This is a genomic window from Microcystis sp. LSC13-02 (assembly GCA_002282935.1).
Lineage (GTDB): Bacteria > Cyanobacteriota > Cyanobacteriia > Cyanobacteriales > Microcystaceae > Microcystis.
In genome coordinates, this window is sequence record MTBT01000169.1 from 1 (window position 1) to 22,982 (window position 22,982).

The following is a 22,982-nucleotide window of genomic DNA, read 5'->3' on the forward strand; positions in this document are numbered from 1 at the left end:
TTAAGAAATATGTAGAGAATCAGGATTCCCCTGAATATTAGCTGTGCTTCGCTGTTTTATGCTGGTCGGTTTTTCATCTCCGAGGTGAAACATACATAGCCTTCAAACCGACATTTAAGGTAAAAAAGCCTTTCCATGAGATGCTATGGCAAGCTATAGACTCAGACAAACAGGGATATGGGGAATATCACCCTCACCCTGAAAGCCTAAACTCGGACTGAATAAGTGATTGAATACATGGATAATTTTAACCCCAAATTAACGGCTCTGGCTCTTGTCTTGAATGTTGAGGAAAATCTCGAAGATATTTTTCGGAAAATAGCTAGTATGAGCGCTCATCAATTGCAAGCGCGGCACTGTTCAATTATGTTAAGCTCTCCACAGGAATTAAAAGGGGAAATTACCGATTATCTAGAAGTTTTTGCCCATTATGATGATCTATCACCTTTGGCTGATCAAGAAATAATTAAACTCGATCAAGTTATTGCCGACAGTGTAGCGGCCACAGGGAAACCTTTACTAATTAAGGATATCACTCGATCGCCATTTTCCACTGCAGCCCCTTATCCCAAAAGATCAAATAATAATAGTTTTATCTCCGTACCGATTATCCTAAACGAGCAGGTAATCGGAGTAATTAATCTCAGTTTTCCCCTAGACAAAAAACATTTTGAACCATTAGATTTAGAAATCTTGCAGTTATTCGCTCAACAGGCTGCCCAATCCCTGCAAATTTTTCATTTGCAAGGGATATTAAAATCTCGTTTTGTGGCTATGGCAGTGACTAGAGAAATAGCAGAAATTCAGTCCGAACATTTGATCGCTGTCCCTCCTTATCCCCCGAAATTAGCCAAAATTGTCGCTAAGGCTTTTTTTAAAGAATTAACTCAGGCCGGTTTTGGAACCCATCAAGTTATTGAGATTGCTAATGAGGTTTTGAATTTACTACAAAAGACCCTTAATAAACATAGAAATCGTCTGGAAGGAAAAGATTGAGTCCTAGTCAAGGGTTAAAATCGACTAACTTGCCACTCCGGTGCAGTCCTAAGAAGTAATTGAGATAGTTAACAGCTTAATTGTCCGTTGTTTACTGATTACCGCTGCCATCCTGCCGTCCTAATTCATAGACACCACAGGCAACACAGGCGAGAATACCGACACTAATCGGCCAACTTTTTCCTAAACTAATCTCGATTAACCAATCGGAAAAACCGCCGAGAATGAGAAAGGGAATAATACTAAAGATAGAGGCATAAAAAGCATTTTGGGATTCTCTGGCGACGCGAGTTTTTTCAAACTCCTCTAGGGAAGTATAGAGGAAACGCTCGGCAAAATTAAACCAGCCATAGAAAATTTCTATAAACCAATTTCGCACCCCAGCTAACCCCAGATACAATGCTAAAGACCAGAGACAGCTACCGGCAATAAAGGCCGGGGAAATATTGATAGTGAAGGGCAGAAAGTCGATTACCATAAATGAGAGCCACAGAAGTGGTAAATTTGAGCGAGCGGCTTGATCGATCTTAACAAGTCTTGACCCTTGCACCAAAAAGTTGACATCCTCACCGCCGGGGCCGGACGGTGATTTCCAAACCTGACGATTTGGGTTTCTGCTTGGGGTTCCTTACCGGGTTTCGCAGCTGCCTTGACAGATTTACCCCCCTCTGGTCAACAGGTCGCCACCAGGACTGGGAAAATGGGGAAATGGCGAAATTCAACTCAAACCCCTTCGCTGATTTCTCTGTGTTCTGACATGGAGAGCTTTATTTTCAACTAATCTTACACCGCCCAAGGTGCGCCGCAATAGCGACTCTTGTTCTGCTGTTGGGTAAAATCGGTAGCGATAGGCTTTCCCCATACCTGACGTTCTGGCATATATCTTGTAAATGCGCTAGTATTTAACAGTAAATCCAACCTAGAACGGCGGGGTTTCAGACCCAATTTTTTTGATGAAAAGTTTTTTTAAGAAACCTTATCGGTTAGGAATTTTGATGCTTGTATCGACAAGTTTAATGGCCTGTAGTGCCTTATATAGCTCTTTTGCGGAACTCGGATCATCTTTCTCTCCCTCTCCTTCTCCCTCTCCCTCGCCTTTAGATGCGGCAACTTTACTTGTTTTAGAGAATAAAATCTATCAACAGGTCAATCGCTATCGTCAATCTCGTAATTTATCTCCCCTACTGTTAAATCGAGCAATTTCGCAACAGGCAAGATTACATAGCCAACGTATGGCCGCGGGTTTAGTTCCTTTTAGTCATCAAGATTTTGACAAAAGAGCGCAAACTATTGGTGTTTCGGTTCCCTATCAAGCGGTGGGGGAAAATGTGGCAGTTAATCAAGGTTATGATGACCCGGTAATGATTGCTGTGGATGGCTGGATTAAAAGTCAAGGTCATCGGGAAAATATGGAGGGAGATTTTGATAGTACCGGGATTGGAGTAGCGACGGATAATCAAGGCAAGTTATACTTTACTCAAATATTTCTAAAACGTCAATCCGCTCCCGTTTCTACTAATCCTCTTAGCTACGATCCTATCCAGAATCAATCTTTTTTAATCACCCTCGAAGAAAACACTAATTATCAAGTTAATCGCTACCGAATTTCTCAAAATTTACCGCCCCTACGTCTCGATGCTCGTATTAGTCATGAAGCTCGCTTATTTAGTCAAAAAATGGCCCATAAACAGGCTCCTTTTAGTCATGATGGTTTTGAGGGAAGAGTCAAGGCAGTACAAAGGAAGATTCCTTTAGAAAAAATGGGCGAAAATTTGGCTTTTATGAAGGGATATCCTGACCCCGTTAGCGTTGCCGTCAAGGGTTGGATTAATAGCCCCGGCCATCAAAAAAATATGGTTGGTGATTATAATCTCACCGGTATCGGTATCGCTAAAAATAATGTTGGTGAATATTATTTTACACAACTTTTTGTTAAAAAGCGTTGACAAAATCCCCCCAATGATATTTTAATTTAATTACCAGTTTTTAACATCAGTGATCAGTGATCAGTGATCAGTGATCAGTTATCAGTTATCAGATTCGAGTTATCAGATTTGAGTTTTCAGTGGACAGTCTTAAGTAAGGAGTATTAAATGGCATTAACAGTGCTGTCTTTTTACTGATTACTGATTACTGTTTACTGTTTACTGATTACTGTTTACTGTTTACTGATCACTGAAAAAAGCTCTCCTAACCCCTAACTATATGAACTTAGATAATTTTCAAGTGTGCGATCGAGATTTAAGCGATGACCTATTATCCCGTTATTTAGGGGTTAATTCGATCGCTGTAGATACAGAAACTATGGGATTAATTCCAGGGCGCGATCGACTGTGTTTAATTCAACTCTGTGATCCCAGTGGTTTTGTCACCGCTATTCGCGTTTTTAGGGGGCAAACAGAGGCTCCTAATCTGAAAAAGGTCATGGAGGATGAGCAGATAGAAAAAGTCTTTCATTTCGCCCGTTTTGATGTGGCTCAATTGTCCCAAACTTTTGCCATTGCCACTCAACCGATTTTCTGTACCAAAATCGCCAGTAAACTGGCTCGGACTTATACCAGCAGTCACGGTTTAAAAAGCCTCGTGCAGGAATTGGAAGGCATAGAATTAGACAAAACCGCTCAGAGTTCTGATTGGGGAAATGCCGCTAATCTTACCCGACAACAACTGAGTTATGCTGCTAACGATGTGCGCTATTTATTGTCAGTGCGAGATAAATTAATTGTGATGCTGCAAAGAGAAGAAAGATGGGAATTAGCCCAAAAATGCTTTAGTTGTATCCCCATCTTCACCGCTTTAGATTTACAGCAATACAAAGATATATTTGAGCATTAGTCGGCAAAAGTTACAGCCTATATTTTGCCAATAATACCAAATCGGTTTTTAATAGTATGATTGACTCCCAATCGAACCTTAAAAACCCAGTTATGGATTATTTCTCCCCACTCCCCACTTCCCCACTTCCCCATTTCCCCCCGCAACGCGCACGAAGTGGTCTCCCCACTCCCCTCACTGATTACCGACAACTGAAAATGCTCTCTACTGCCAAAAGCTGCCAAGATCACAAAAAAGACCGCTATGATCGAAAATAGAAATCATCGTCATTGGTAGAGAATAGGTAAAAAATCTATGACATCTTATGCGGCCTCCTCTGCACGAGCCGAAATGAGCGAACTTCGGCGCCTAAAAACCCTACTACCGCCAGAATTACAAAGTTGGGTAACGGTAGAAGGTTCCACAGAGGTTAACCCCCCCCTGATCCGTTGTGAAGAAATTGGCAGAGATGAGGTAGAAATTCAGATAGATTTAGCCAAATGGGAAAATTTAGCCATTGATCAGCGTAATCTGCTCTTTTGGCATGAAGTCGCCAGGATTCAAAATGATAGTATTCCCCGGGAAGGCTGGGAAATGGCCGCCCTCGCTATTGGCTTAGGTGGTGCGGTGGGGGAATTATGGGTACAGGATGGTTTATTATTGCTTTTGGCCATGGGATTATGTGGGATTTCCGGTTATCGTCTCTGGCGCAAAAATAATGGCGATAAAATTCTCAAAGAAGCGATCGAAGCTGATGAAAAAGCGATCGCCCTGGCCACCCGTTTCGGTTATTCTCTCCCCAACGCCTACAAGAGCCTAGGCAGTGCCTTTAAAACCCTAATTGAACAAACCCCTAACCGTCGTCTGCGTAAGCGTTATGAGACCCGTTTAGATGCCCTGAGAAAGGGTGCAGCCAAAGCGAAGGCCCAAACCCAAGGCCGTCCGCCCCTAGGTGAGATTCGTTAGCCGATAATTACAGGTAATCTCTGACATTACCCATTGGTATTTGCGGAAAAGTGTAGTAAACATTTAAGTGGGTCATCAGGCCTTGTTCATCTATCAAACCACCTCTTTGTGTCGATGACTTCCCAAATTCCTGAAACACGTTTTCTGATCATTCCGATGGAGTATCCGGTTTTGCGGATGCCGGATCGCTTGACTGTCTTGGAAGCAGTACAGTTCAAGGATTTGTTTCACCATCTCATCGCCCAAACACCCACTCCCGAAAAAGTCATTCTGGATCTGAATGCCACTCAATTTATGGATAGTAGTGGTGTGGGTGCTTTAGTCCATAATCTCAAAGCGGCCAGGGCAGAAAATATCGAGTTAGTGCTGGCTAACGTCCATCCCCCAGTCATGGGGGTTTTATCGATTACGGGACTAGATCAATTATTCACTTTCCAAACCTCCCCCCTAGCAGCCCAAGAAAAGAGCTTTACTGCCAATGAAAACCATCTACCGGAAACCCATCCCTCGATTCGCAGTTGGTTAAAGCGCGGTCTTGACATTGTTGGTGGGATCGTGGGTTTATTAATCACGGGGGTTATTTTTATCCCCATTGCCATCGCTATTAAGTTAGACAGTCCGGGTCCAATTTTTTTTAGTCAAACCCGCTGCGGTTGGTTGGGAAAAGAATTTAAAATTCTTAAGTTTCGTTCCATGTGTGTGGATGCAGAAGCACTCAAGGATAAAATCCCCAATCAAGCGGAGGGAGCTTTTTTTAAAAATAAAAATGATCCGCGGATTACCCGGGTAGGAAAATTTTTACGTCGCACCAGTTTAGACGAATTGCCCCAGTTTTGGAATGTGATCACCGGTGAAATGAGTCTTGTTGGCACTCGTCCTCCCACCCCCGATGAGGTGGAACGCTACGATGTTCCCCAATGGCAACGTTTAGATGTAAAACCCGGTATGACGGGAGAATGGCAGGTGAATGGTCGCTCTCGGGTGAGTAATTTTGAAGAGGTAATTCAACTAGATTTGCGCTATCAAGAAAATTGGAGTTTAGGCTACGATCTACAACTGATTTTTAAAACAATTTTGATTCTCTTTCAAAAAAACAGTGGTGCCTTCTGAAGTCTTAAATTCCCCTTCTTTCCCCCTCCAATTCCATCTACAAGTCCAGACGGAATTGGCCGCTTTAATCCCAGTCCTACAATGGTTTGAATCTCACGGCCGCTCTTTTCTACCCGACTCGGTACTTTGGCAGTGTAAGGTGGCTTTAGCAGAAGGATTTACTAATACTGTCCGTTACGCTCACCAACATTTACCACCGACCACACCGATCGATCTAGAATTAACTTTACAGTCCCATTCTCTAGAAATAAAAATATGGGATCACGGTCAACCTTTTGATCTGCAAGCAAAACTTGATTCTCTACAACAACATCCCGTCGCACCTTTGGAAATGGAAGGCGATCGAGGATTAATTTTTATGCGTTCTTTTACTGATACTTTACAATATATCCGCACTGCCAGAGGGAGAAATTGTTTAATTCTCCAGAAAAGTTTTTAAGCTAATTTATCCCCTGCTAGAAACTCCGTCCATGACACAGGTTTCCAGACGAGAAAAAAGAATTATGCCACCACCCACACCCCAGACAAGGGTGGGGAGATGTCCGCAGGGTGCTTTGAGAGAGAAAGTAATTTGATCGTAGTATAACCACTTGTTATTAACTTGCCAACCGACTTTTGCTCCAAAAGCGTTCCATTTTTGTTGATCATAATTGCCGCTTCCTCCCAAACTTTCATAGATTATTTTCTGAACAGATATACCGAATTTTCCCTGACTATATTTTAACCAGAGTTGATTGATAGTGGCTAAATCTTCACAGGGAAAGTTATCTATGTCTTCTATCTTCAGATATTTTTCTTTAGTTCGATCGGCAACTTTTAAGAATAAATTAGCCGTTTCTTGATCTGCCTCTTGCCATTTTTCTCGCGCTAATAAATCCCGTAGGTTAGTGTAATCAATTGCCTTGGCACTTTTGAGGTTAATTTCCTCCCTGGTGGCGGCTGGAAAAACTGGCAAAACCGTTTCTTGAATTGTATTCTGTGATCGGGGTTTTGGCGGAATCACGACGGCTAATTTTACTGCTAACTCTTGCAGGACTTCCCCGGCTGATTGATAACGTTTTTTGGTGCCAAATTCAATTAATTTATCTAAAATTTTACCTAATTCAACACTAACAGGATTATTAATCAGGTACTGTCTCCATACCCATTCATGTTCACTCACATCGAATAATTCAAAGGGAGATATTCCCGTTAATAAATAGATACAAGTGACTCCCAAACTATATAAATCACTGCTATTAATCGCTTTGCCATTGCTTTGTTCTGGGGCGATATATCCCGCCGAACCGATCACTGTTCCTGTCAGGGAAAGATTAGCAATGGGCATGAATTTAGAGGCACCGAAATCAACTAAAATTATTTTATTATCGCTGCGTCTCCTAATTATATTAGCTGGTTTAATATCCCGATGAATGACTCTTTTAGCATGGATAAAATCAAGAATTGGCAAAATTTCTAATAAAAGATGTTTGATCTTTTCCTCATTGAAAACTCCCTCGCTTTGTAATTCTTGTTCTAGATTTTCTCCCTCAATATATTCTTGAACAAGATATTGTCGCCCATCATTGCTGGTAAAATAGGCATAGAGGGAGGGAATTTGTGGGTGTTGACCGAGATTATCTAAACTAATCGCTTCTTCTTTAAATAATTCCGCCGCTTTCTTGAGAGCATTACTGCCTTGAGCGCTAGGAAAAAATTGTTTAATCACACAATAAGGTTTAGAAGGTTTATCCTCATCAATTGCTTGAAAAGTTTTACCGAAACCTCCTTGACCAATTAATTTTATAGCACGATAACGATCTTTTAGTAATAATTGAAAGCAACATTTTTGACAGAATTTATCTGTAGGATCATTGTTATATAGACAATCGGGATTAAGACATAAACTCATGGCTTGTTTAAACAGGGATAGGTAAAATGTTTCAGTGAGCAGTAAACAGTAAACAGGTATAAAGATAAAGATAACTAACTAATTAACTTAAAACTTACATCTGATAACTTAAAACTTACATCTGATAACTGATAACTGATAACTGATAACTGATAACTGATAACTGATAACTGATAACTGATAACTGATAACTGATTCCTCTAGCCAAATTTCTGGCTGTTGATTTAATAAAAGCTGGGCTGCCTCTAACATATCATCGACAATATCGCGCAAATCTGTCTTATTATCGATATAAGCTTTTAACGCTTCCATAGGATCTAATTGATTACCCACCCCTAATTCCGGTAAACGGGGACGGGTTAATTGACTAATTAACTCAGCCCGAATACTATAACTATGGGCAGTTTTTAATGCTTCGTCAAGCTGATTGGTGTTGATTAGTTCTAATTGTTCACTGCGAATTTTATAAACTAAGCGGATAACTGCTTCCTGAATATCGTGTTTTTTGAGAGCTTTCAGCAATTCTTTTTGGGGGTTTTCTGCCTCGGAAACATCCACTTCGATGGAACGGAAAGGACGCACGGGTAAAGGACAAAATTCCCATTTAACCTCTCCTTTAGCCACTTCTATTAAAACATAGCCCTTATCTTCTTTTTCCTCGCTAAAATCCACTCGATCGATGCTCCCGGGATAGATAATGGGCGGATCATTGCTAGGATTAAGATTTTGGTGTTTGTGAACATGGCCGAGGGCAACATACTCGAATTGTGGACGATTTAGCAGCGATAAAGGCACAGTAAAACCTTTACCAACCGCTAAAAATCTTTCTGCTCCTAAACTAGCTCGATCGGCCATTAAATGGGCTAATAAAACTGTTGGTAAACTTGTATCTAATTGGCGAATTTCTCCTTCTAAAACTGGTTCCAAACGGTTAATTAACAATTCATTTACCCCACTCAAGGATAAACCCTCGGTTTCGGGACGGGTTAAGAGAGTGGCGCGGGTTAACCAAGGTAAAGTAATTACTTGGATATCGCCGTTGCGGGTGGTGATGCGATGGGTGGTCAGGCGATCGCCAACAATAAACCCCGGCACCGCTAGGGTACGATAGATGGAGAGACTGACACCGCCATTACCCTGAGAATGTTGATCGTGATTACCCACTAATAACACCGTCGGGATATCAGCATCGGCAAGACGACGGAATTGACTGGCAAAAGCTTCGTGAACAAAAGGAGGAGGAGTGGCATCGGGAAAGGCATCTCCCCCAAAAAGCACTAGATCCACAGGGGAGGCAATAGCCCGATCGATACAGAGGCTCAAACTGCCCATAAAATCCTCTAAACGCGTGTTTAATCCCGTTTTTGGGTTTAAACGCCCATGGGAAAAACCACTCCCCATGTGAATATCCGATAAGTGCAGTATTTTAATCATGGTAAAGAAAAAACAGGCGCAATTAAGTACACCTGTTCAGGATTATTTTCCTAATTTTTTATCGCCATCTTGACGACGGCGATCCCGCCATTCTGTAGTCGTCAGGTAGAGAATGCCACCACTAACGACAACGAGGAGAATTAAGGCGACTAGAAAGAGAGTGTTAAGAATCAGGGATGTTTCCATGGTATCTATAGATTACCTAGAAACCGTTACGACCCCAAACCACCATGGCGATCGACCAAGTGAAAAGGGCGAGAATGCTAACCCAACCAAGTGTCAAAATATCCATAATTGCCTTTGTTAAACGAAATACTTAGGAGTTGACACTCTCCGCCCTAAAAGTGCGGAGATTCTTGGGCTGAATCTTGCCGCTACTAGCAAAGCTAATTTTGGTCTTACAGTTTCATGTCTAGTCCGACTACACCTACAAGGTAAGCACTCTTAAAGACTACTCCCCAAGCGTAAATTTCTGTGTGTCCCACAGTATTTAATTGTTTTTCGCTCTTACCATGTGGACTTACGATGAAAGCTTTTGTACCAGTGATGGTTAGAGATTTAGGGATTACGGAGTGTCGCTTGTTTCCTGCGTTCCCAAAGTCAACGACTCAATTTAATGCTAACATAAAGTCGCCCTAAAGGGCGAGGTTTTCAACCCAAATTTTCGATAATACTTCATCAGTGACTCCGTTTTAGAGAGGCGATCGTGCAAATTACGCTCAAGGAAAGAATCGAATCCATACAGGTGGGGAGTATCTCGGCGCTGGCTTTCCTGGTTCCCTATCTGCTATTTTTAATTGTCGATCGAGTATTTTTAGGGGAATCGATCACAGTAATTGGCACTTTTGTCAAGATATCAGGGGCGATAATTAGCGGATTTCTCTTTGGTGTCACCTATCGTTATGTCGTCCGTAACGATGATAATCCCCATCTCAAAGATGGTACAGTGGCAGCTTTTGCCCTAGTCCGCGGCCTAGTTCCCCTACAATTATCCACAGACTTGATCGCCGACAGTGGGCGCTTAAGTCTCTTTCTGGGAGAGAGCTTTATCTGTTTTTTATCCTCTCGTCTGCTGTTAGAGTTGACTAAGCTGCGCCAATAACCGACTCAGTTATCAGTTATCAGTCATCAGTTATCAGTCATCAGGTGCGAGTTTTCAGTGAATAGTATTAAGGGACAAGCTCGGAGCTGCTTTTTTACTGTTTACTGATCACTGTTTACTGATTACTGATCACTGAAACATCACCCCACACCCTATGGCTATTTGTATTCCCGTTAATTTACCCGATCGCTCCTATAATATTCTGATCGAGAAGGGCAGTTTAGCCAATCTCGGTGCAGAAATGAGCCGGTTAAGCTTAGGTAAAAAGGTTTTATTGGTTTCTAATCCCGAAATTTTTGAGTACTACGGGCAAATAGCGGTTAATTCCTTAGAAAAAGCGGGATTTACCGTTTCTACTCATCTGATCCCCGCTGGCGAAAATTATAAAACCCTCGATGCGATCGCCCAAGTTTATGATAGCGCCCTCGCTCACCGGTTGGAACGTTCCTCGACTATGGTTGCCCTCGGTGGTGGTGTGATCGGGGATATGACGGGATTTGCGGCAGCCACATGGTTACGGGGTGTTAATTTTGTCCAAGTTCCCACCACCCTCTTAGCCATGGTAGATGCTTCCATCGGGGGTAAAACTGGTGTCAATCATCCCCAGGGCAAAAATCTGATCGGGGCGTTTTATCAACCGAAATTAGTTCTGATCGATCCTGAAGTGCTTAAAAGCCTACCGGTACGAGAATTTCGGGCAGGAATGGCAGAAGTGATTAAATATGGTGTAATTTGGGATGCCGAGTTATTTAAACAGTTAGAAGACTCGGACAATTTAGCTAGTTTTTCTCAGATCGATGGCCAGCTATTGCAAACAATTATTACAAAGTCTTGCCAAGCTAAAGCAGATGTGGTAAGTAAAGACGAAAAAGAAGCGGGTTTGCGGGCGATCTTAAACTATGGTCACACGATCGCCCACGGCATTGAAAGTTTAACCGGATATACTAAGATTAACCACGGGGAAGCGGTGGCGATGGGGATGGTGGCAGCAGGAGCGATCGCTGTTAAACTGGGAATGTGGACGGAAGCGGAAAATCAACGACAAACGGCGTTAATTGCCAAAGCTGGCTTAGAAACACAAATTCCGCCCTTAAACCCCGACCAGATGATCGAGACGCTTACTGCCGATAAAAAGGTCAAAGATGGCAAAGTTAGATTTATTTTACCAACGGCGATCGGCCAAGTCACCATTAGCGATCGAGTTACTCCCTCCATGGTGCGCGAGGTGTTATCCCCAACCAAATCCGGGCAATAGACGTTTTTTCAATTAAGGAATGCTCCCAATATGACGACTGACTCAATACAAGTTACTGCTGAAGAAATTGCCCAGTTTCGCGCTGAATTAGCGGATAATCCTCAAGCACTTGCGGATCTTGACATGATTGATCGATGTGACGGCGATTTGGAGTACGCTGCTATTCGATTAGTAAGGCGTTCAAATATTGATATAGTGAGGGCAGAGGGCGAAAGTTTTTGGCAACAAGCTATCACCCAGGCACGTCAATTAATATGTCATGATCATATTAGACAAGATATTGCTCCTAATATATTAGGTGGATTGGTTGGGTTATTTATTACTTCTGGTAATCCAATTCTTGAAGTTGTGGCAACTACTTTAGCCATTTATATTGTCAAGAAAAGATTAGACAATTTTTGTAGTTAGTTTAGATACCTGCTGCGGTAAAAGCCGCCCAATAAAAAGGGTTCTCAAAAAGTTTATAATTAGGCTCAAACCCTTTTATTCTACTTTGTTCATCTTCAATCATATCCATCAATCGAGTAAATTCTTTTGCTGTTAATTTTTGTTGCATTGGCTTGACAATTTCTTGACAACTATTCAATTGATTGAGGTATTCTTGTACGGTCAAATTCTGCAACCAATATTGAGCTTGTTTCAAAGCAACTGGTACAGAAACTTGCTGATTCTCATCAAATAAAATCTCATAAAATTTAATCATCAAGAAGGAGGTTTGTAGGTCATTAACTTTCCATAAACTACTGACAACGCTGGGACTTCCTGCAAACAGAAAACCACTGGGTAAACCGATATATTCATCGCTGATAGAGTTTAAGTCAATTAAGCCAGTTTCGCAAGCGGAAAGGGTGACAAGGCGACATTTATTCAAGCGCAGTTCAAAGATTTCGCCTAATGTTAGTGGTTCTTTATTAGCTAAGAATAAGGCGGATTCTAGGGGATTAGCTGGGTTAAAGCTTCCATGACAGGAGAAGTGATAACAGTGGGTATCTGAGGATTTGAGAGGGGGAAGAACAGTATTTTGGGTGGCGTTATCTTTGGCAATAATTTGGCTTTCAGTAAAGAAAGTTGAGAGGATATTAACTTCTAGGTCGGTATAAGGTAAGTCTTTGGTGGGGTTTTGGATGGCGAACAGTTTATTGAAGTCGGAATGATGAAAACTTTGAGTAATTTTTTGCAAGATTTGACAACTAGGCGCATATTGTACGCCTTTGGGGAATAAATCTTGTAGTATTAGATTTGGACGTAAGGCTTGCGTCTCCACGGTAACGGGTAAGGCGTGTAAGGGTAAGATATGCAGAATCCAATGGGGAATAATAATTAAGCGTTTACAAGTATCGGGAATGAGGGCAAGAATATTATTAATATGCAGAGTATCAGCAAAAGTCTGTAAGAGGTTAGACAGTTGATTTCTCCATTCTTGCTTGCCATTTTCGGAGTCGTAAAGCTGTAGATAACTGAGGAATACGTCAACCAACTGTTTTACATTATCTTCGGAAGATTGCCAAACTTTAATCTCTCCCTCAGCAGACACCACAAAAGCGAGTATTTTCTCTCCTGTAATATACCATTGCAGCAGACAAGTTTCAGCATCGGTTAAAGCTTGAATCTCTGTAAATGGGATCGGCTCAACTTTTTGAGTGAGGCTAAAGAGAGGATCTTTAATTTCTCTTGCAATAAAATTATCTAAGTCTTGTTGATATTCCTTCAGATAACTGTGATCTTGAACGTAGGGAGTTAGGTTATCACTACGCATTAAATTCTGGTTAATGCTTTGATGGTGTAAGCGAATTTGTTCATTAACAACTCGTTGTTTTAATTCATTTAATTGGGCGATGATTTCTGGACTAACCCCTTGGGGATGTAGATTTTTCTGGGTAATTAATTCCACCAGATTACGCCCTTTACTGCGTTCGATATATTCTAATGCTTTCTCAGGCTGATTGAGGTTAAGATGTGCTTGCACAATGTGATGAAAAACATCAATGGCATTGGATAAAATCTCTTGACGATCTTGGGGGTTTAATGCTTCTAAGCGAGCATTTTCAACGGCTTTAATAGCAATACTATAACCCTCAATTGCAGTTTCCCAATCTTTAATAAGTTCAGCACTGTCTCCAAGGTTCCGTCCTAAATTTGCACACTTTAAGGGAAAATTTGTCGGAGTAGCAACTTTTAAACATAAGCGAAAAGCCTCTATTGCTTGAGGAATTTGATTAAGATTTCTGTAAATTAATCCTAGATTATTTTGTGTAGCTGCCCACCTTTCGGGAAACGCATCAAACGTAAAAACTTTTAGAGTTTCGTTGGAGTGATAAATTGCTTTTTTCAGATTATTTTCTCTATTTCCGTATTTTCTTTCAGAATACAATTGAGCTAAATTTCCCTGAATCATAGCCCATCTAACAAGGTCATTGTCATAAGTATAAACTTGTAGTGCTTCAATTAATAGGCTTTTAGCCATTTCTTGATTTTCGCTTAATTCTCCTTCAGTTCTATATAAATAAACCAATGCTAAACCATTTTTTATGTATGCCCAATCATAAGGAAAAAAATTAATTGTAAAAACTTGAAGAGATTCAGTATAGTGCTTTATCGACTCTTTTATATTATTGCTTTTATTTCCTCGTATTCTGTATTGGTAGGCATCACCTAAAATCATTTTTGTAAATGCCCAATCATAAGGATAGGCTGTTAAAGTTCTCACTTTAAGAGATTCATTGCAAAAGTTAATAGCCATTTCAATATTATCAGCTTTGTTCCCTTTTATTCTATCTATGTAAATGTTACCTAAAGCATTCTGATTTCTTGCCCATTCATAAGGGTAAGCATTCAATGTTCTTACCGTCAAAGATTCAGTATAACACTTAATTGCTTCCTCTATATTATTAGCTTTATCACCTTGAATTCTATGAAAATAAGCATTTCCTAAATTATATAGTGTTGTTGACCAATAAAATGGGTAATTATTGAAAGCATAAACTTTTAGAGCCTCATTTAAAAATCCTATTGCTTCTTCTATATTATCTGCTATATTACCTTTTCTTCTACTAACATAAGCATTTCCTAAATTATTTTTTGATATTGCCCAGTCATAAGGAAAATCATCAAACTTAAAGAAAGTAAGAGAAATTTTATGAAATGTAATAGCAATCTCTTGATTAATAGAAATGTTACCCAGAGGAAATTCTTGAAATTTATTACCAAGATTTACTAGAGCATCCGCAGTATATTCGACTGTCTTTTTTTCAAAAGTTGAAAATGTATTTATTCCCCAATCATTTATTACTTCTATAAAAGAATTATCTAATTTATCTAAGTTTTTTTTAAGAAAATGATTGAAGGATGCAGAAGGTGCAGAACTTAGCTCTAATAATTTTATAAATAATTCAAAATAACTTTGAGGTTGGTTTGCTGAATTGATAATTTCAACTTCGTATGAATCAAATAATTCTGGTAATCCTTGTTGAGCTAGAGTAGTAATTACTCGTGATATTTCTTTTTGTCCTTCGTTTTCAAGCTGCTGTGCAACACTCATCATTGTTTCAAGTAATTCTTCACCTAACAATTCTAAATTTTCTTCTAATACATGAATTAATAATTGAGCAGTTTTTTCGTCATCTTCCGAAGCTGTAGACATTATTTTCTCAATTAGCTCTAAATACTCTATTTTTAATGAAGGTTTTGAGTCATTAAGTTCTGATGTTGCTTGATTAAAAATTACACCTTCTCTGGGAGGATTTCGATTTTCTCCTTCTGGCACTAAATCCCAATCATAACCCTGCTGCTGACAAAATCCCAAAATATCCTCAGCTTCTATTGCTTCAACACTCGGTACAGGAAAATTCTGCTCCCCTAATTGTTGTACGAAAGTAGCCGCATCTTCTTGAGACTCAAACAGTAATATTTTGTGATTATCATCTACACTTATAGTATGAATACCCTCATTATCTGTTCCAACATTGTAGAGAAGAACATAAACAGTTTGAGGTAACTGATTAGAGGGTTGATGCTGAAAATACCGATTCAAAGAAACAGTTAAATCTTTCGGATTGACCTGTAAATTTTGTAAAATTATCGCTGTACTTTCTCCTTGCTGAAAAATCCCAATCAGTAAATGCTCTGTATCAATAGATTCACTCCCTAATTTATCAGCAAATGATAATGCACTGTTTAAAACGAGTTTTGCCGACTCTGTAAAAGGAATATCTACAGGATTCATTTCTGGACTAATTCCTGAACCCCTTCCTAGAATTTTTTCAACTTCAATCCGAGCATTTTTTAGTGTTATTCCCTGCTGTCTTAAAACTTGTGATGCAATTCCTGTTGCTTCACCGATTAACCCTAAAAATATAAACTCCACCCCTACAAAATTAAGCCCCAAGCGACGCGCTTCCTCCTGCGCTATCATAATTACCTTAATCGCTTGGTCTGTGAACCGTTCAAACATAATTTAGACTCCTTATCACTTCTAAACCACGAAACTTACCAGAACTACAACACCTTAATTTCCCATTCCGCAAAAAATTGGACATAATTGAATGAGGACTATGATTGTTAGGATTATGGCGCGATTATTACAATTATATCCCAGAGATGATAGGCAAAAACAATCATAGTCAGTCAAATAATCAAAAAAAATCATAGTTTAGACAGGATTGGGTGCGTTGTTCGTTCATGGGTTGAGAGAGGGTTGAACAGGATTATTCTTGATTATATTGAAAAAAAAGGAATTTTGCCTAAATCATGAATCATTTAAGAATCTCAATGTTAAGATAAAATGAGAAAACTAACTAGGATAAATACCATCATGACAACACCAACTCAACAAATGCAATTTCAACCGATTTTTGTTGAAGGGGATGAAACCGAAATTATTCCTCCTGAAGACATTGCCGAAAGTGACGCAGCTTGGCAAGATTATTTAACAGGAAAAGATCAGGGAATCTCTTTAGAAGAACTTGAACAAGACCTATGGGGAGAAAACCTTGAGTGAGTGGCGTTTTCTTATTTTAAAACCTGCCCAACGCTATCTAAAACGGTTGTCTAAAACTGATCAAGAGCGTATTATTAAAGGATTGAAATCTTTATTAACCAACTCTGAAAATGCGGATATTAAGCCCCTTAAAGGAAGACCAGAATTAAGATTACGAATAGGAGATTATCGCTGTTTATTTTTTATAGATCAAGAAAATCGAATTTATATTATTACTCAGATTGGTACTCGCGGAGATATTTACAAAAAATAAAATAAATCTTTCACTCTATCCCCTATCAACTCCTAATTTTCCTGTAATATTCTGGATTCATCGCCATCATTGCAGGATAATAGCTGATTAATGAGGTTTAGATAAGCTTGGGTGCGTTGTTCGTTCATTGTCTGTACTATGATTTTTGTGATTATATTTATGATTGAGGAAAGGGAAGAATAATATAGCGAATTATTGTTCCGAGTAAAGCCGTTCCCAAAATTCCAATTAATGTCCAAATTTGTGCTTTTTGAGAGCCTTTTATTTCCTTTGTATCATCTTTTAAACTTTCAATATCTTTTTCTAAACCATCGACTTTTTCCTCTAATCTAGCTTGTCCAATTTCTAGACTATTCAGACGATTATCAAGTTTTTCTAGTTTCTGATTAATTTCACCTAAAATTTCTTTGAGATCTTGTTCAATCGTAATTGACATCTGATGATTCTCCTGATAATGATGGTTATCAGTATTATTGTATATTTTGTCTCAAGTGCTTGTCAACGATTACGCCTCATTTTCCCTTCCTGCTTCCCTGTATTGTTGCGCTACAGCTATCATTATCTCTATCAAACCCCGATCTAATAATCTCTGATTTTCCTGTAATATTTGGGGTTCATCGCCTTCATTACAGGTTAATAATTGATTAATGAGATTTAGGTAAGCTTGGGTGAGTTGTTCATTCATAGCGTTGTAAATGGTGGCGGTTAATTCAGTTATAAGCGATTCATCGGCAATCATCAAGAGTTGGGGATTGGTGGTAAGGTTGTCAGAAAAGCGATCGCGCTGTAAGTTACAATTACGATAATTAAGCAACTTCAAGTTCATAATGTAAAACAAGTAACTCATCTTCTTTTAAAAGAGCTATAGCATATTCCCGTCCTTGATTATCAGAAAATTCCACCAAATATTGCTTTTCTCCGTTTCGTTCATATACTTCCACTACCGTTCCAACTTGTCCACTTGGTAAGCTTTCTATAGACTCATATTCTGGTTCAACTAAAGTTAATCTTTCCTTAGTAACAGGATTGGTAATAGCCACAGTATCTAAAATTAAAATATTTTTCATATATTGTCACCTAATAAATGCAGAAATAAGACGAGGATTAGAATTAGTCGAAGTGAGTTCCCAAATAGTCCGAAGTTGCATTCCTTGCCGATCTGGTATAGTCCAATCTACCTTAAACTGTTGACCAAATTCTGTCTGTGCTTGCTGAACGACTTCACCTTCAATTGCTGCTAGTTGAATCATTGATAGTAATAATTCAGCATTTTCTTGAGTTATTCCTAAACGGGACTTGAAAACTCTAGCTTTGTTTTTACCGCTAGAATGTTCTGGATTTAAACAATAGTTGATTAACTTTTCCATAGCAATTTCTGCCTGTTCTCCGTTAGGTAATTTCATGTCTTTACAGTATCATTTGAACTAAGTTGCCTGAGGACTATGATTAAGGATTACCTGAAATAACGAATCTACCAACTGCTACTAAAAAACCTCCCACCGCAGTAATTAAAATACCAATTAGTGTCCAAATTTGCGCTTGTTGTGATCTTTTAATTTCTTTGACATCTTCCTTAACAGAATTTATTTCTCCTCTTACAGAATTTATTTCTCCTCTTACAGAATTTATTTCTACTTTTAATACTTGTCTTTCGCCTTTAGCTTCTGTTAGCTGAATTTTTATATCTGTAACATCTTTTTGGACATTTTCTAGTTTTTGACTAATTTCTGTTAGAATTTTTTCAAGACTTTGTTCAATCATCACTGACATTTATTTTCTCCCCTAATCAGAAAGATTATCAATCATTATAGTCGATATTCAGAGAACTATTATCCTTCCTGCATCCCTGAATTTCGAGGCACTTACTGCCGATAAAAAGGTCAAAGATGGCAAAGATTAGATTTATTTTACCCACGGCGATCGGGAAAGTAACCATCAGCGATCGAGTTACCTCCCCCATGGTAAGAGAAGTTTTACCCCCAACCAAATCCGGGCAATAGACGTTTTTTCAATTGTTGCATCGCTTGTTCCGTAACATCCCGGTATTTTAAATCTCCCACGAGAATACGTCCCATCAGTTGACCGGCGATCGGGCGTTTAACGGCGATATTATAGGCGATTTGGGTAAATTGATAGAATAAACCGGCTAATTTGGCCGCTAAAGCCATATCTTCCCCCCATTCTTCCCGAATTATCCGACTATAGTTCGCTAAAGCGCGATTATCCCCGGCTAAAGCTCGATCGATCGCCTCGGCTGCCTTAACTCCCGTCAAAATTGCCGGACGGATACCCTCACCGATAAGAGGATCGAGAATCCCCGCCGCTTCTCCTGTAATTAAGGCATTTTGGGCGTGTAGCGGTTGATTTCCGTTCCAAAGGGCTAAAGCATACTCACTATAGCGATAATCCTGTAAATTCCAGCCCTTTTGACGGGCATAATTTAACAGTTGTTTTTTCAGATCCTCGGATTTGATGCTGCCCTTAAAACAACCACCGCTAATTGTGTAACCATTAGACTTGGGAAAAGCCCAGATATAACCATTTCTTAGGGAACCAAAATCAAAAAAAGCTTTTTGGGGTGGAATAGTCGCTTCTGCGTTAGTAATTTCCAGAGCAGCACCGATCGCTTCGTTTTTCGCCGGTAATCCCAACCAGCGACTGGTATTGCCCCTAACACCATCGGCAGCAATCAGATATTTACCTGAAAATGTTCCTTGGGATGTGGTAACTTGCCAGTGATCTTGGATGAATTTGATCTGGGTAACTTCGCTGTTATCTTGGATGGTTGCCCCGACTGCGATCGCCTGTTGCCCTAAAAAATCATCGAAACGATCCCTTTGTACCATCCACATCGGTTCTAGCATATTTAACTTAGTGGTGACGGTATCCCCCTGTTTCCAAGTAAACTCCACTTGGGTGACGGTATTCTCGATCACGGGGGTAAAGTCAAAATCAAACCATTGCTTAATTGCCGGGGATACCCCACCACCACAGGGTTTATAACGGGGTAATTTCGCTTTATCGAGGATCAGGATCGAACGTCCCTTTTTAGCTAGATGATAACCCGCCGTCGCTCCTGCTGGCCCCGCACCGATGATAATACAGTCAAACATTTGTACTAATTTAAGTCGTTGAACAAATTTATAGACAATTTACGCTATTTTGGGCAACTTGTGTTGAGTCTGGTTTCTTGTCCCTTCCTCAGGCGGTTGAGCTTGCCTCTCTAGTTTCTAGCTGATTTATCCCCCAATGTCCAAGAGAGCCTAATCTCTGGCTTTTTTGGCTAATTGATCAATTATCTTCACCTGATCAATCGTATAATCAAAAAAACTATAACGGCTCGATTATGTCATGAAAATTGTTTCTATTAAAATAACCAACTATCGTATGTTTAAAAATATACACATAAGAGATATTCCCCCTTTTTGCGTGATTATTGGAGCTAATGGGACAGGAAAATCTACCCTATTTGATATTTTTGGCTTTCTGCGAGATGCCCTTAAAAACAACATTCGCCAAGCTTTACAAATTCGGGGCGGTTATAAAGAAGTTATTACCAGAGGTCAAGAAAAAGAAGATATTGAAATCGAGCTGCAATTTCGGATGAAAATCTCAGATACAGAACGTCTGGTTACTTATATACTCAGAATTGGACAAGAGGAAAATCGCCCCATGATCAAACGCGAAATACTTCGCTATAAACGGGGTGAACACGGTGCACCTTTTCATTTTTTAGATTTTCAACGCGGTCAAGGATATGCTATCACCAATGAAGAAGATTTTAGTAAACCAGATAAAGAACTCGATCGAGAAGAACAAAAGCTAGAATCTAACGATATACTAGCGCTCAAAGGATTAGGACAATTTCAACGTTTTAAAGCCGCTACTGCTTTTCGTTCTCTGATTGAAAATTGGCACATTTCCGACTTTCACATTAGCGAAGCTAGAGGAAGTAAAGAAATATCTTACGCTGAACACTTATCCCCCACGGGTGATAATATGGCAACAGTTGCCCAATATATTTATCAACAATATCCCCAAATTTTTCAGCAAATTCTCGAAAGAATGAAACAACGAGTTCCGGGTATTTCCTCTGTGGAAGCCAAAGAAACCGAAGACGGTCGCTTGATTTTACGTTTTCAAGATCAAGCATTTAAAGACCCTTTTATTGATCGCTATGTTTCTGACGGGACTATGAAAATGTTCGCTTATTTAATATTACTATTCGATCCCAATCCTCATCCCCTACTCTGTGTCGAAGAACCAGAAAACCAACTTTATCCTACTTTATTAAAAGAACTAGCCGAAGAATTCGCTCACTATAGCTATCGGGGGGGTCAGGTATTTGTTTCTAGCCACTCCCCCGATTTTCTCAATGCGGTTCCACTAGCTAGTATTTTCTGGCTAATTAAATCCCAAGGTATCACCCAAATCCATAGGGCTACCGATAGCGAAATCTTCAAAAACTTAGTAGCAGAAGGCGATTTACCCGGCTATCTTTGGAATCAAGGCTGGTTTAAAGGAGTAGCGCCATAATGAACTATAATATCGTATTTTTGCTAGAAGAGTCATCTATAGAAAATGTGTTAAACGAACTTTTACCTAAAATTATTCCCCCAGAAATCAGCTATATATGTATTAGTCATCAAGGTAAACAAGACCTAGCCAAATCTATTGCTAGAAAACTCAAAGCTTTCAAGAAATCTAGTCCCAATACCAAATTTATTATTGTTCACGATCAGGATTCCCACGATTGTTAAAAACTCAAAAAGGAACTAGGAGAAATTTGTAAAAATGCCAGTGATGCTCAAGTATTAATAGTGAGCGGGGGGAAGATTTAGGCATTTTTGCGCCCAAAAATATTCCCCCCGGCAGAACCGAGGGGAAAGTGGGGAAAAACCGCTAATCTAGCAGTTTAAGGCTAAGTCTTGGGATTCTTTTTTCAAGAGATTAACAAGGTTTTCGTCACCATTCTCTTGAGCGATTTGTAAACGACGTTCCAGACGAATACGAATATTGTTCAGATGGACGTTAGAAAGGGTTTCCTCTTGGACGACAATAGGGGGTTTGACAACCGGTAACGGACAAGTGTTGGGGATGACTTGTCCAGCAAGATGAGGACGGGTGCTGTAGGCAACTCCACGATACTGACGATGCAGTTTCGGCTCTAATTGGAGCATATGGCGAGGATAATGGTGATTCCAGTCTTGACCTCGGTATTTACCCCCGATATCTCCAGTATTCATCTCCAAGGGGAGAGAATCCCTTTCGTGCTTAACTCCTCGATAGACTAACGTCATATCACCGACTCCCTGCAATGCTTTAAAGTGACTTTAATCCCCCTTGTCGCCCCTATATAGGGACAACAAATGAAAAGATCTTATTTATTATTCTGTATTTATTTTTACATTTTGCTAGGCAAATTGAAAAAACTTTATAAAAATTTAATATTTTCTAGTTGGCCATAGTATCCTTGTCTAGCTGGGTTTGGTCGGCCGGCAAAGGAGCCTCTAGGGGTTTGAGGATTAATTTTGGTTGCTCGTCCTCATCGATGAGACGAATTTGAATTTGCGGGCCAGAGGTGGCTAAACGAACCACCATACCATCGACGACGGCGGTTTTCTCGAGCGCTTTGCCATTGAGAAACGTCCCATTTGCCCCTAAATTTTCCAATTCCCAATTATCGCGATCATTATGGCGGATTTCTAAGTGCCGCCTCGAAACCACAGCACTATAGAGAACTACATGATTATCCAGTGCCCTGCCGATGAGAATGGTTGATTGATCATTGTTAAATTGCCAATGTTGTAGGGGCGTGGCTTGACTGGGGTGTAAAAGAGTTAAAGTGATCACGGTGACTATTGGCGACAAGATAGGGGCGGTGGACAGGGTAAATCTTATTTGCTGTCAAGAGATTCATCCTTGCCATTAAGTCTTAAGTCCTAGCAATGAAAATCTCTAGTTACTTGACTAAGCCTTTTCTTTCTATTGTCTCACACTTTCGTTTTCCCTCTGAACCGACCTCCCCCAGAAAATCTAGCCACTTCGCCCTAGTATTAATAAAACTGATGGGGTTTGACATCCTCACCGCCGTAAACGGACGGTGATTCCCAAACCTCACGATTTAGGTTTCTGCTTCTTTCCCTTGCGGGGTTTCGCACCTGC

The 22,982-nt window shown here is 39.9% G+C and carries 26 protein-coding genes and 3 pseudogenes; 14 read left to right on the top strand and 15 right to left on the bottom strand.

The window, feature by feature from the left end; all coding sequences use genetic code 11:
* Positions 1-237: 237 nt before the first annotated feature.
* Complete coding sequence (locus BGL89_RS10150) at positions 238-996, top strand: GAF domain-containing protein (protein ID WP_286825615.1); 759 nt, start codon at positions 238-240, stop codon at positions 994-996.
* 91 nt (positions 997-1,087) lie between these two features.
* Here BGL89_RS10150 and BGL89_RS10155 read toward each other — a convergent pair whose 3' ends face one another.
* The gene (locus tag BGL89_RS10155) at positions 1,088-1,474 is read right to left on the bottom strand and encodes a hypothetical protein (RefSeq protein WP_002799133.1); all 387 of its coding nucleotides are present in this window, start codon (positions 1,472-1,474) and stop codon (positions 1,088-1,090) included.
* A 267-nt stretch (positions 1,475-1,741) separates the two neighbouring features.
* A pseudogene (locus BGL89_RS10160) lies at positions 1,742-1,858 on the bottom strand (helix-turn-helix domain-containing protein); the annotation flags it as partial.
* A gap of 91 nt (positions 1,859-1,949) precedes the next feature.
* Here BGL89_RS10160 and BGL89_RS10165 point away from each other — a divergent pair.
* The 5 genes from BGL89_RS10165 to BGL89_RS10185 all read left to right on the top strand — a co-directional run bounded on the left by BGL89_RS10165 (position 1,950) and on the right by BGL89_RS10185 (position 6,325).
* Positions 1,950-2,942 carry a CAP domain-containing protein gene (locus BGL89_RS10165; RefSeq protein ID WP_286825616.1) on the top strand — a complete coding sequence of 331 codons (993 nt, stop codon included), beginning with the start codon at positions 1,950-1,952 and terminating at the stop codon, positions 2,940-2,942.
* 259 nt (positions 2,943-3,201) lie between these two features.
* Positions 3,202-3,831 carry a ribonuclease D gene (locus tag BGL89_RS10170; RefSeq protein ID WP_286825617.1) on the top strand — a complete coding sequence of 210 codons (630 nt, stop codon included), beginning with the start codon at positions 3,202-3,204 and terminating at the stop codon, positions 3,829-3,831.
* Positions 3,832-4,125: 294 nt separating this feature from the next.
* Positions 4,126-4,776: a DUF3318 domain-containing protein gene (locus BGL89_RS10175; RefSeq protein WP_286825618.1), complete on the top strand. Its 651-nt coding sequence runs from the start codon at positions 4,126-4,128 to the stop codon at positions 4,774-4,776.
* 114 nt (positions 4,777-4,890) lie between these two features.
* A complete protein-coding gene (locus tag BGL89_RS10180) occupies positions 4,891-5,886 on the top strand; it encodes an anti-sigma factor antagonist (RefSeq protein WP_286825619.1) in 996 nt (331 codons plus the stop codon).
* Positions 5,873-6,325, top strand: coding sequence for an ATP-binding protein (locus BGL89_RS10185; protein WP_286825620.1), 453 nt, complete (start codon positions 5,873-5,875; stop codon positions 6,323-6,325). The genes BGL89_RS10180 and BGL89_RS10185 overlap by 14 nt, the downstream gene beginning before the upstream one ends.
* Positions 6,326-6,331: 6 nt before the next feature.
* Here the strand turns inward: BGL89_RS10185 and BGL89_RS10190 are convergent, their stop codons facing one another.
* From BGL89_RS10190 to petN, 4 genes are all read right to left on the bottom strand, one after another.
* The gene (locus BGL89_RS10190; RefSeq protein WP_286825621.1) at positions 6,332-7,777 is read right to left on the bottom strand and encodes a serine/threonine-protein kinase; all 1,446 of its coding nucleotides are present in this window, start codon (positions 7,775-7,777) and stop codon (positions 6,332-6,334) included.
* Positions 7,778-7,885: 108 nt separating this feature from the next.
* Positions 7,886-9,211 (bottom strand): exonuclease subunit SbcD, encoded by a 1,326-nt coding sequence (gene sbcD, locus BGL89_RS10195; RefSeq protein WP_286825622.1) that lies wholly within the window; start codon positions 9,209-9,211, stop codon positions 7,886-7,888.
* A 42-nt stretch (positions 9,212-9,253) separates the two neighbouring features.
* On the bottom strand, positions 9,254-9,397 hold the full coding sequence (locus BGL89_RS10200; RefSeq protein ID WP_002768280.1) for a hypothetical protein: 144 nt from the start codon (positions 9,395-9,397) through the stop codon (positions 9,254-9,256).
* A 16-nt stretch (positions 9,398-9,413) separates the two neighbouring features.
* Positions 9,414-9,503, bottom strand: coding sequence for a cytochrome b6-f complex subunit PetN (gene petN / locus BGL89_RS10205; RefSeq protein WP_012265708.1), 90 nt, complete (start codon positions 9,501-9,503; stop codon positions 9,414-9,416).
* Between the two features lie 414 nt (positions 9,504-9,917).
* Here petN and BGL89_RS10210 point away from each other — a divergent pair, with 414 nt between their 5' ends.
* From BGL89_RS10210 to BGL89_RS10220, 3 genes are all read left to right on the top strand, one after another.
* Entirely contained in the window at positions 9,918-10,313 is a 396-nt protein-coding gene (locus BGL89_RS10210; protein ID WP_286825623.1) for a hypothetical protein, read from the top strand.
* Positions 10,314-10,467: 154 nt separating this feature from the next.
* Positions 10,468-11,568: a 3-dehydroquinate synthase gene (gene aroB, locus BGL89_RS10215; protein ID WP_286825624.1), complete on the top strand. Its 1,101-nt coding sequence runs from the start codon at positions 10,468-10,470 to the stop codon at positions 11,566-11,568.
* Positions 11,569-11,598: 30 nt separating this feature from the next.
* Complete coding sequence (locus BGL89_RS10220; protein ID WP_286825625.1) at positions 11,599-11,976, top strand: hypothetical protein; 378 nt, start codon at positions 11,599-11,601, stop codon at positions 11,974-11,976.
* A gap of 1 nt (position 11,977) precedes the next feature.
* Here BGL89_RS10220 and BGL89_RS10225 read toward each other — a convergent pair whose 3' ends face one another.
* Positions 11,978-16,018 carry a DUF3110 domain-containing protein gene (locus tag BGL89_RS10225; RefSeq protein ID WP_286825626.1) on the bottom strand — a complete coding sequence of 1,347 codons (4,041 nt, stop codon included), beginning with the start codon at positions 16,016-16,018 and terminating at the stop codon, positions 11,978-11,980.
* Between the two features lie 360 nt (positions 16,019-16,378).
* On the opposite strand from BGL89_RS10225, the gene BGL89_RS10230 reads away from it, so the two are divergent.
* Together BGL89_RS10230 and BGL89_RS10235 are read left to right on the top strand one after the other, a co-directional pair.
* Positions 16,379-16,564, top strand: a complete 186-nt coding sequence (locus BGL89_RS10230; protein WP_002756239.1) for a YlcI/YnfO family protein — start codon at positions 16,379-16,381, stop codon at positions 16,562-16,564.
* Positions 16,557-16,817 (top strand): type II toxin-antitoxin system RelE family toxin, encoded by a 261-nt coding sequence (locus BGL89_RS10235; protein WP_036385768.1) that lies wholly within the window; start codon positions 16,557-16,559, stop codon positions 16,815-16,817. The genes BGL89_RS10230 and BGL89_RS10235 overlap by 8 nt, the downstream gene beginning before the upstream one ends.
* A gap of 157 nt (positions 16,818-16,974) precedes the next feature.
* Here BGL89_RS10235 and BGL89_RS10240 read toward each other — a convergent pair whose 3' ends face one another.
* The 5 genes from BGL89_RS10240 to BGL89_RS10260 all read right to left on the bottom strand — a co-directional run bounded on the left by BGL89_RS10240 (position 16,975) and on the right by BGL89_RS10260 (position 18,587).
* Complete coding sequence (locus tag BGL89_RS10240) at positions 16,975-17,253, bottom strand: hemolysin XhlA family protein (protein ID WP_149107955.1); 279 nt, start codon at positions 17,251-17,253, stop codon at positions 16,975-16,977.
* 69 nt (positions 17,254-17,322) lie between these two features.
* Positions 17,323-17,643, bottom strand: coding sequence for a hypothetical protein (locus BGL89_RS10245; protein ID WP_286825627.1), 321 nt, complete (start codon positions 17,641-17,643; stop codon positions 17,323-17,325).
* Positions 17,624-17,884, bottom strand: a complete 261-nt coding sequence (locus BGL89_RS10250; protein ID WP_286825628.1) for a DUF4926 domain-containing protein — start codon at positions 17,882-17,884, stop codon at positions 17,624-17,626. Before BGL89_RS10250 ends, BGL89_RS10245 begins: the two co-directional genes overlap by 20 nt.
* Positions 17,885-17,890: 6 nt before the next feature.
* Entirely contained in the window at positions 17,891-18,220 is a 330-nt protein-coding gene (locus tag BGL89_RS10255) for a DUF6883 domain-containing protein (protein WP_286825629.1), read from the bottom strand.
* Between the two features lie 43 nt (positions 18,221-18,263).
* On the bottom strand, positions 18,264-18,587 hold the full coding sequence (locus tag BGL89_RS10260) for a hypothetical protein (protein WP_286825630.1): 324 nt from the start codon (positions 18,585-18,587) through the stop codon (positions 18,264-18,266).
* Between the two features lie 85 nt (positions 18,588-18,672).
* Here BGL89_RS10260 and BGL89_RS10265 point away from each other — a divergent pair.
* Positions 18,673-18,817: pseudogene (locus tag BGL89_RS10265) on the top strand (3-dehydroquinate synthase); the annotation flags it as partial.
* Here BGL89_RS10265 and BGL89_RS10270 read toward each other — a convergent pair.
* On the bottom strand, positions 18,791-19,930 hold the full coding sequence (locus tag BGL89_RS10270; protein WP_286825631.1) for a geranylgeranyl reductase family protein: 1,140 nt from the start codon (positions 19,928-19,930) through the stop codon (positions 18,791-18,793). The pseudogene BGL89_RS10265 and the gene BGL89_RS10270 overlap by 27 nt on opposite strands.
* Before the next feature lie 238 nt (positions 19,931-20,168).
* On the opposite strand from BGL89_RS10270, the gene BGL89_RS10275 reads away from it, so the two are divergent.
* Together BGL89_RS10275 and BGL89_RS10280 are read left to right on the top strand one after the other, a co-directional pair.
* Complete coding sequence (locus BGL89_RS10275) at positions 20,169-21,353, top strand: AAA family ATPase (RefSeq protein WP_286825632.1); 1,185 nt, start codon at positions 20,169-20,171, stop codon at positions 21,351-21,353.
* Positions 21,353-21,637 (top strand): annotated as a pseudogene (locus BGL89_RS10280) (DUF4276 family protein); the annotation flags it as partial. The gene BGL89_RS10275 and the pseudogene BGL89_RS10280, both read left to right, overlap by 1 nt.
* Before the next feature lie 87 nt (positions 21,638-21,724).
* On the opposite strand, the gene BGL89_RS10285 reads toward BGL89_RS10280, so the two are convergent.
* A complete protein-coding gene (locus BGL89_RS10285) occupies positions 21,725-22,117 on the bottom strand; it encodes a DUF4278 domain-containing protein (protein WP_286825634.1) in 393 nt (130 codons plus the stop codon).
* Between the two features lie 154 nt (positions 22,118-22,271).
* Positions 22,272-22,670 (bottom strand): FHA domain-containing protein, encoded by a 399-nt coding sequence (locus BGL89_RS10290; protein WP_286825635.1) that lies wholly within the window; start codon positions 22,668-22,670, stop codon positions 22,272-22,274.
* Positions 22,671-22,982: the final 312 nt, after the last annotated feature.

Coding starts and splice junctions, on each gene's coding strand:
- BGL89_RS10150 (WP_286825615.1), top strand. CDS start 238: ATGGATAATTTTAACCCCAAATTAACGGCTCTGGCTCTTGTCTTGAAT.
- BGL89_RS10155 (WP_002799133.1), bottom strand. CDS start 1,474: ATGGTAATCGACTTTCTGCCCTTCACTATCAATATTTCCCCGGCCTTT.
- BGL89_RS10165 (WP_286825616.1), top strand. CDS start 1,950: ATGAAAAGTTTTTTTAAGAAACCTTATCGGTTAGGAATTTTGATGCTT.
- BGL89_RS10170 (WP_286825617.1), top strand. CDS start 3,202: ATGAACTTAGATAATTTTCAAGTGTGCGATCGAGATTTAAGCGATGAC.
- BGL89_RS10175 (WP_286825618.1), top strand. CDS start 4,126: ATGACATCTTATGCGGCCTCCTCTGCACGAGCCGAAATGAGCGAACTT.
- BGL89_RS10180 (WP_286825619.1), top strand. CDS start 4,891: ATGACTTCCCAAATTCCTGAAACACGTTTTCTGATCATTCCGATGGAG.
- BGL89_RS10190 (WP_286825621.1), bottom strand. CDS start 7,777: ATGAGTTTATGTCTTAATCCCGATTGTCTATATAACAATGATCCTACA.
- sbcD (WP_286825622.1), bottom strand. CDS start 9,211: ATGATTAAAATACTGCACTTATCGGATATTCACATGGGGAGTGGTTTT.
- BGL89_RS10200 (WP_002768280.1), bottom strand. CDS start 9,397: ATGGAAACATCCCTGATTCTTAACACTCTCTTTCTAGTCGCCTTAATT.
- petN (WP_012265708.1), bottom strand. CDS start 9,503: ATGGATATTTTGACACTTGGTTGGGTTAGCATTCTCGCCCTTTTCACT.
- aroB (WP_286825624.1), top strand. CDS start 10,468: ATGGCTATTTGTATTCCCGTTAATTTACCCGATCGCTCCTATAATATT.
- BGL89_RS10220 (WP_286825625.1), top strand. CDS start 11,599: ATGACGACTGACTCAATACAAGTTACTGCTGAAGAAATTGCCCAGTTT.
- BGL89_RS10225 (WP_286825626.1), bottom strand. CDS start 16,018: ATGTTTGAACGGTTCACAGACCAAGCGATTAAGGTAATTATGATAGCG.
- BGL89_RS10230 (WP_002756239.1), top strand. CDS start 16,379: ATGACAACACCAACTCAACAAATGCAATTTCAACCGATTTTTGTTGAA.
- BGL89_RS10240 (WP_149107955.1), bottom strand. CDS start 17,253: ATGTCAATTACGATTGAACAAGATCTCAAAGAAATTTTAGGTGAAATT.
- BGL89_RS10245 (WP_286825627.1), bottom strand. CDS start 17,643: ATGAACTTGAAGTTGCTTAATTATCGTAATTGTAACTTACAGCGCGAT.
- BGL89_RS10250 (WP_286825628.1), bottom strand. CDS start 17,884: ATGAAAAATATTTTAATTTTAGATACTGTGGCTATTACCAATCCTGTT.
- BGL89_RS10255 (WP_286825629.1), bottom strand. CDS start 18,220: ATGAAATTACCTAACGGAGAACAGGCAGAAATTGCTATGGAAAAGTTA.
- BGL89_RS10260 (WP_286825630.1), bottom strand. CDS start 18,587: ATGTCAGTGATGATTGAACAAAGTCTTGAAAAAATTCTAACAGAAATT.
- BGL89_RS10270 (WP_286825631.1), bottom strand. CDS start 19,930: ATGTTTGACTGTATTATCATCGGTGCGGGGCCAGCAGGAGCGACGGCG.
- BGL89_RS10275 (WP_286825632.1), top strand. CDS start 20,169: ATGAAAATTGTTTCTATTAAAATAACCAACTATCGTATGTTTAAAAAT.
- BGL89_RS10285 (WP_286825634.1), bottom strand. CDS start 22,117: ATGACGTTAGTCTATCGAGGAGTTAAGCACGAAAGGGATTCTCTCCCC.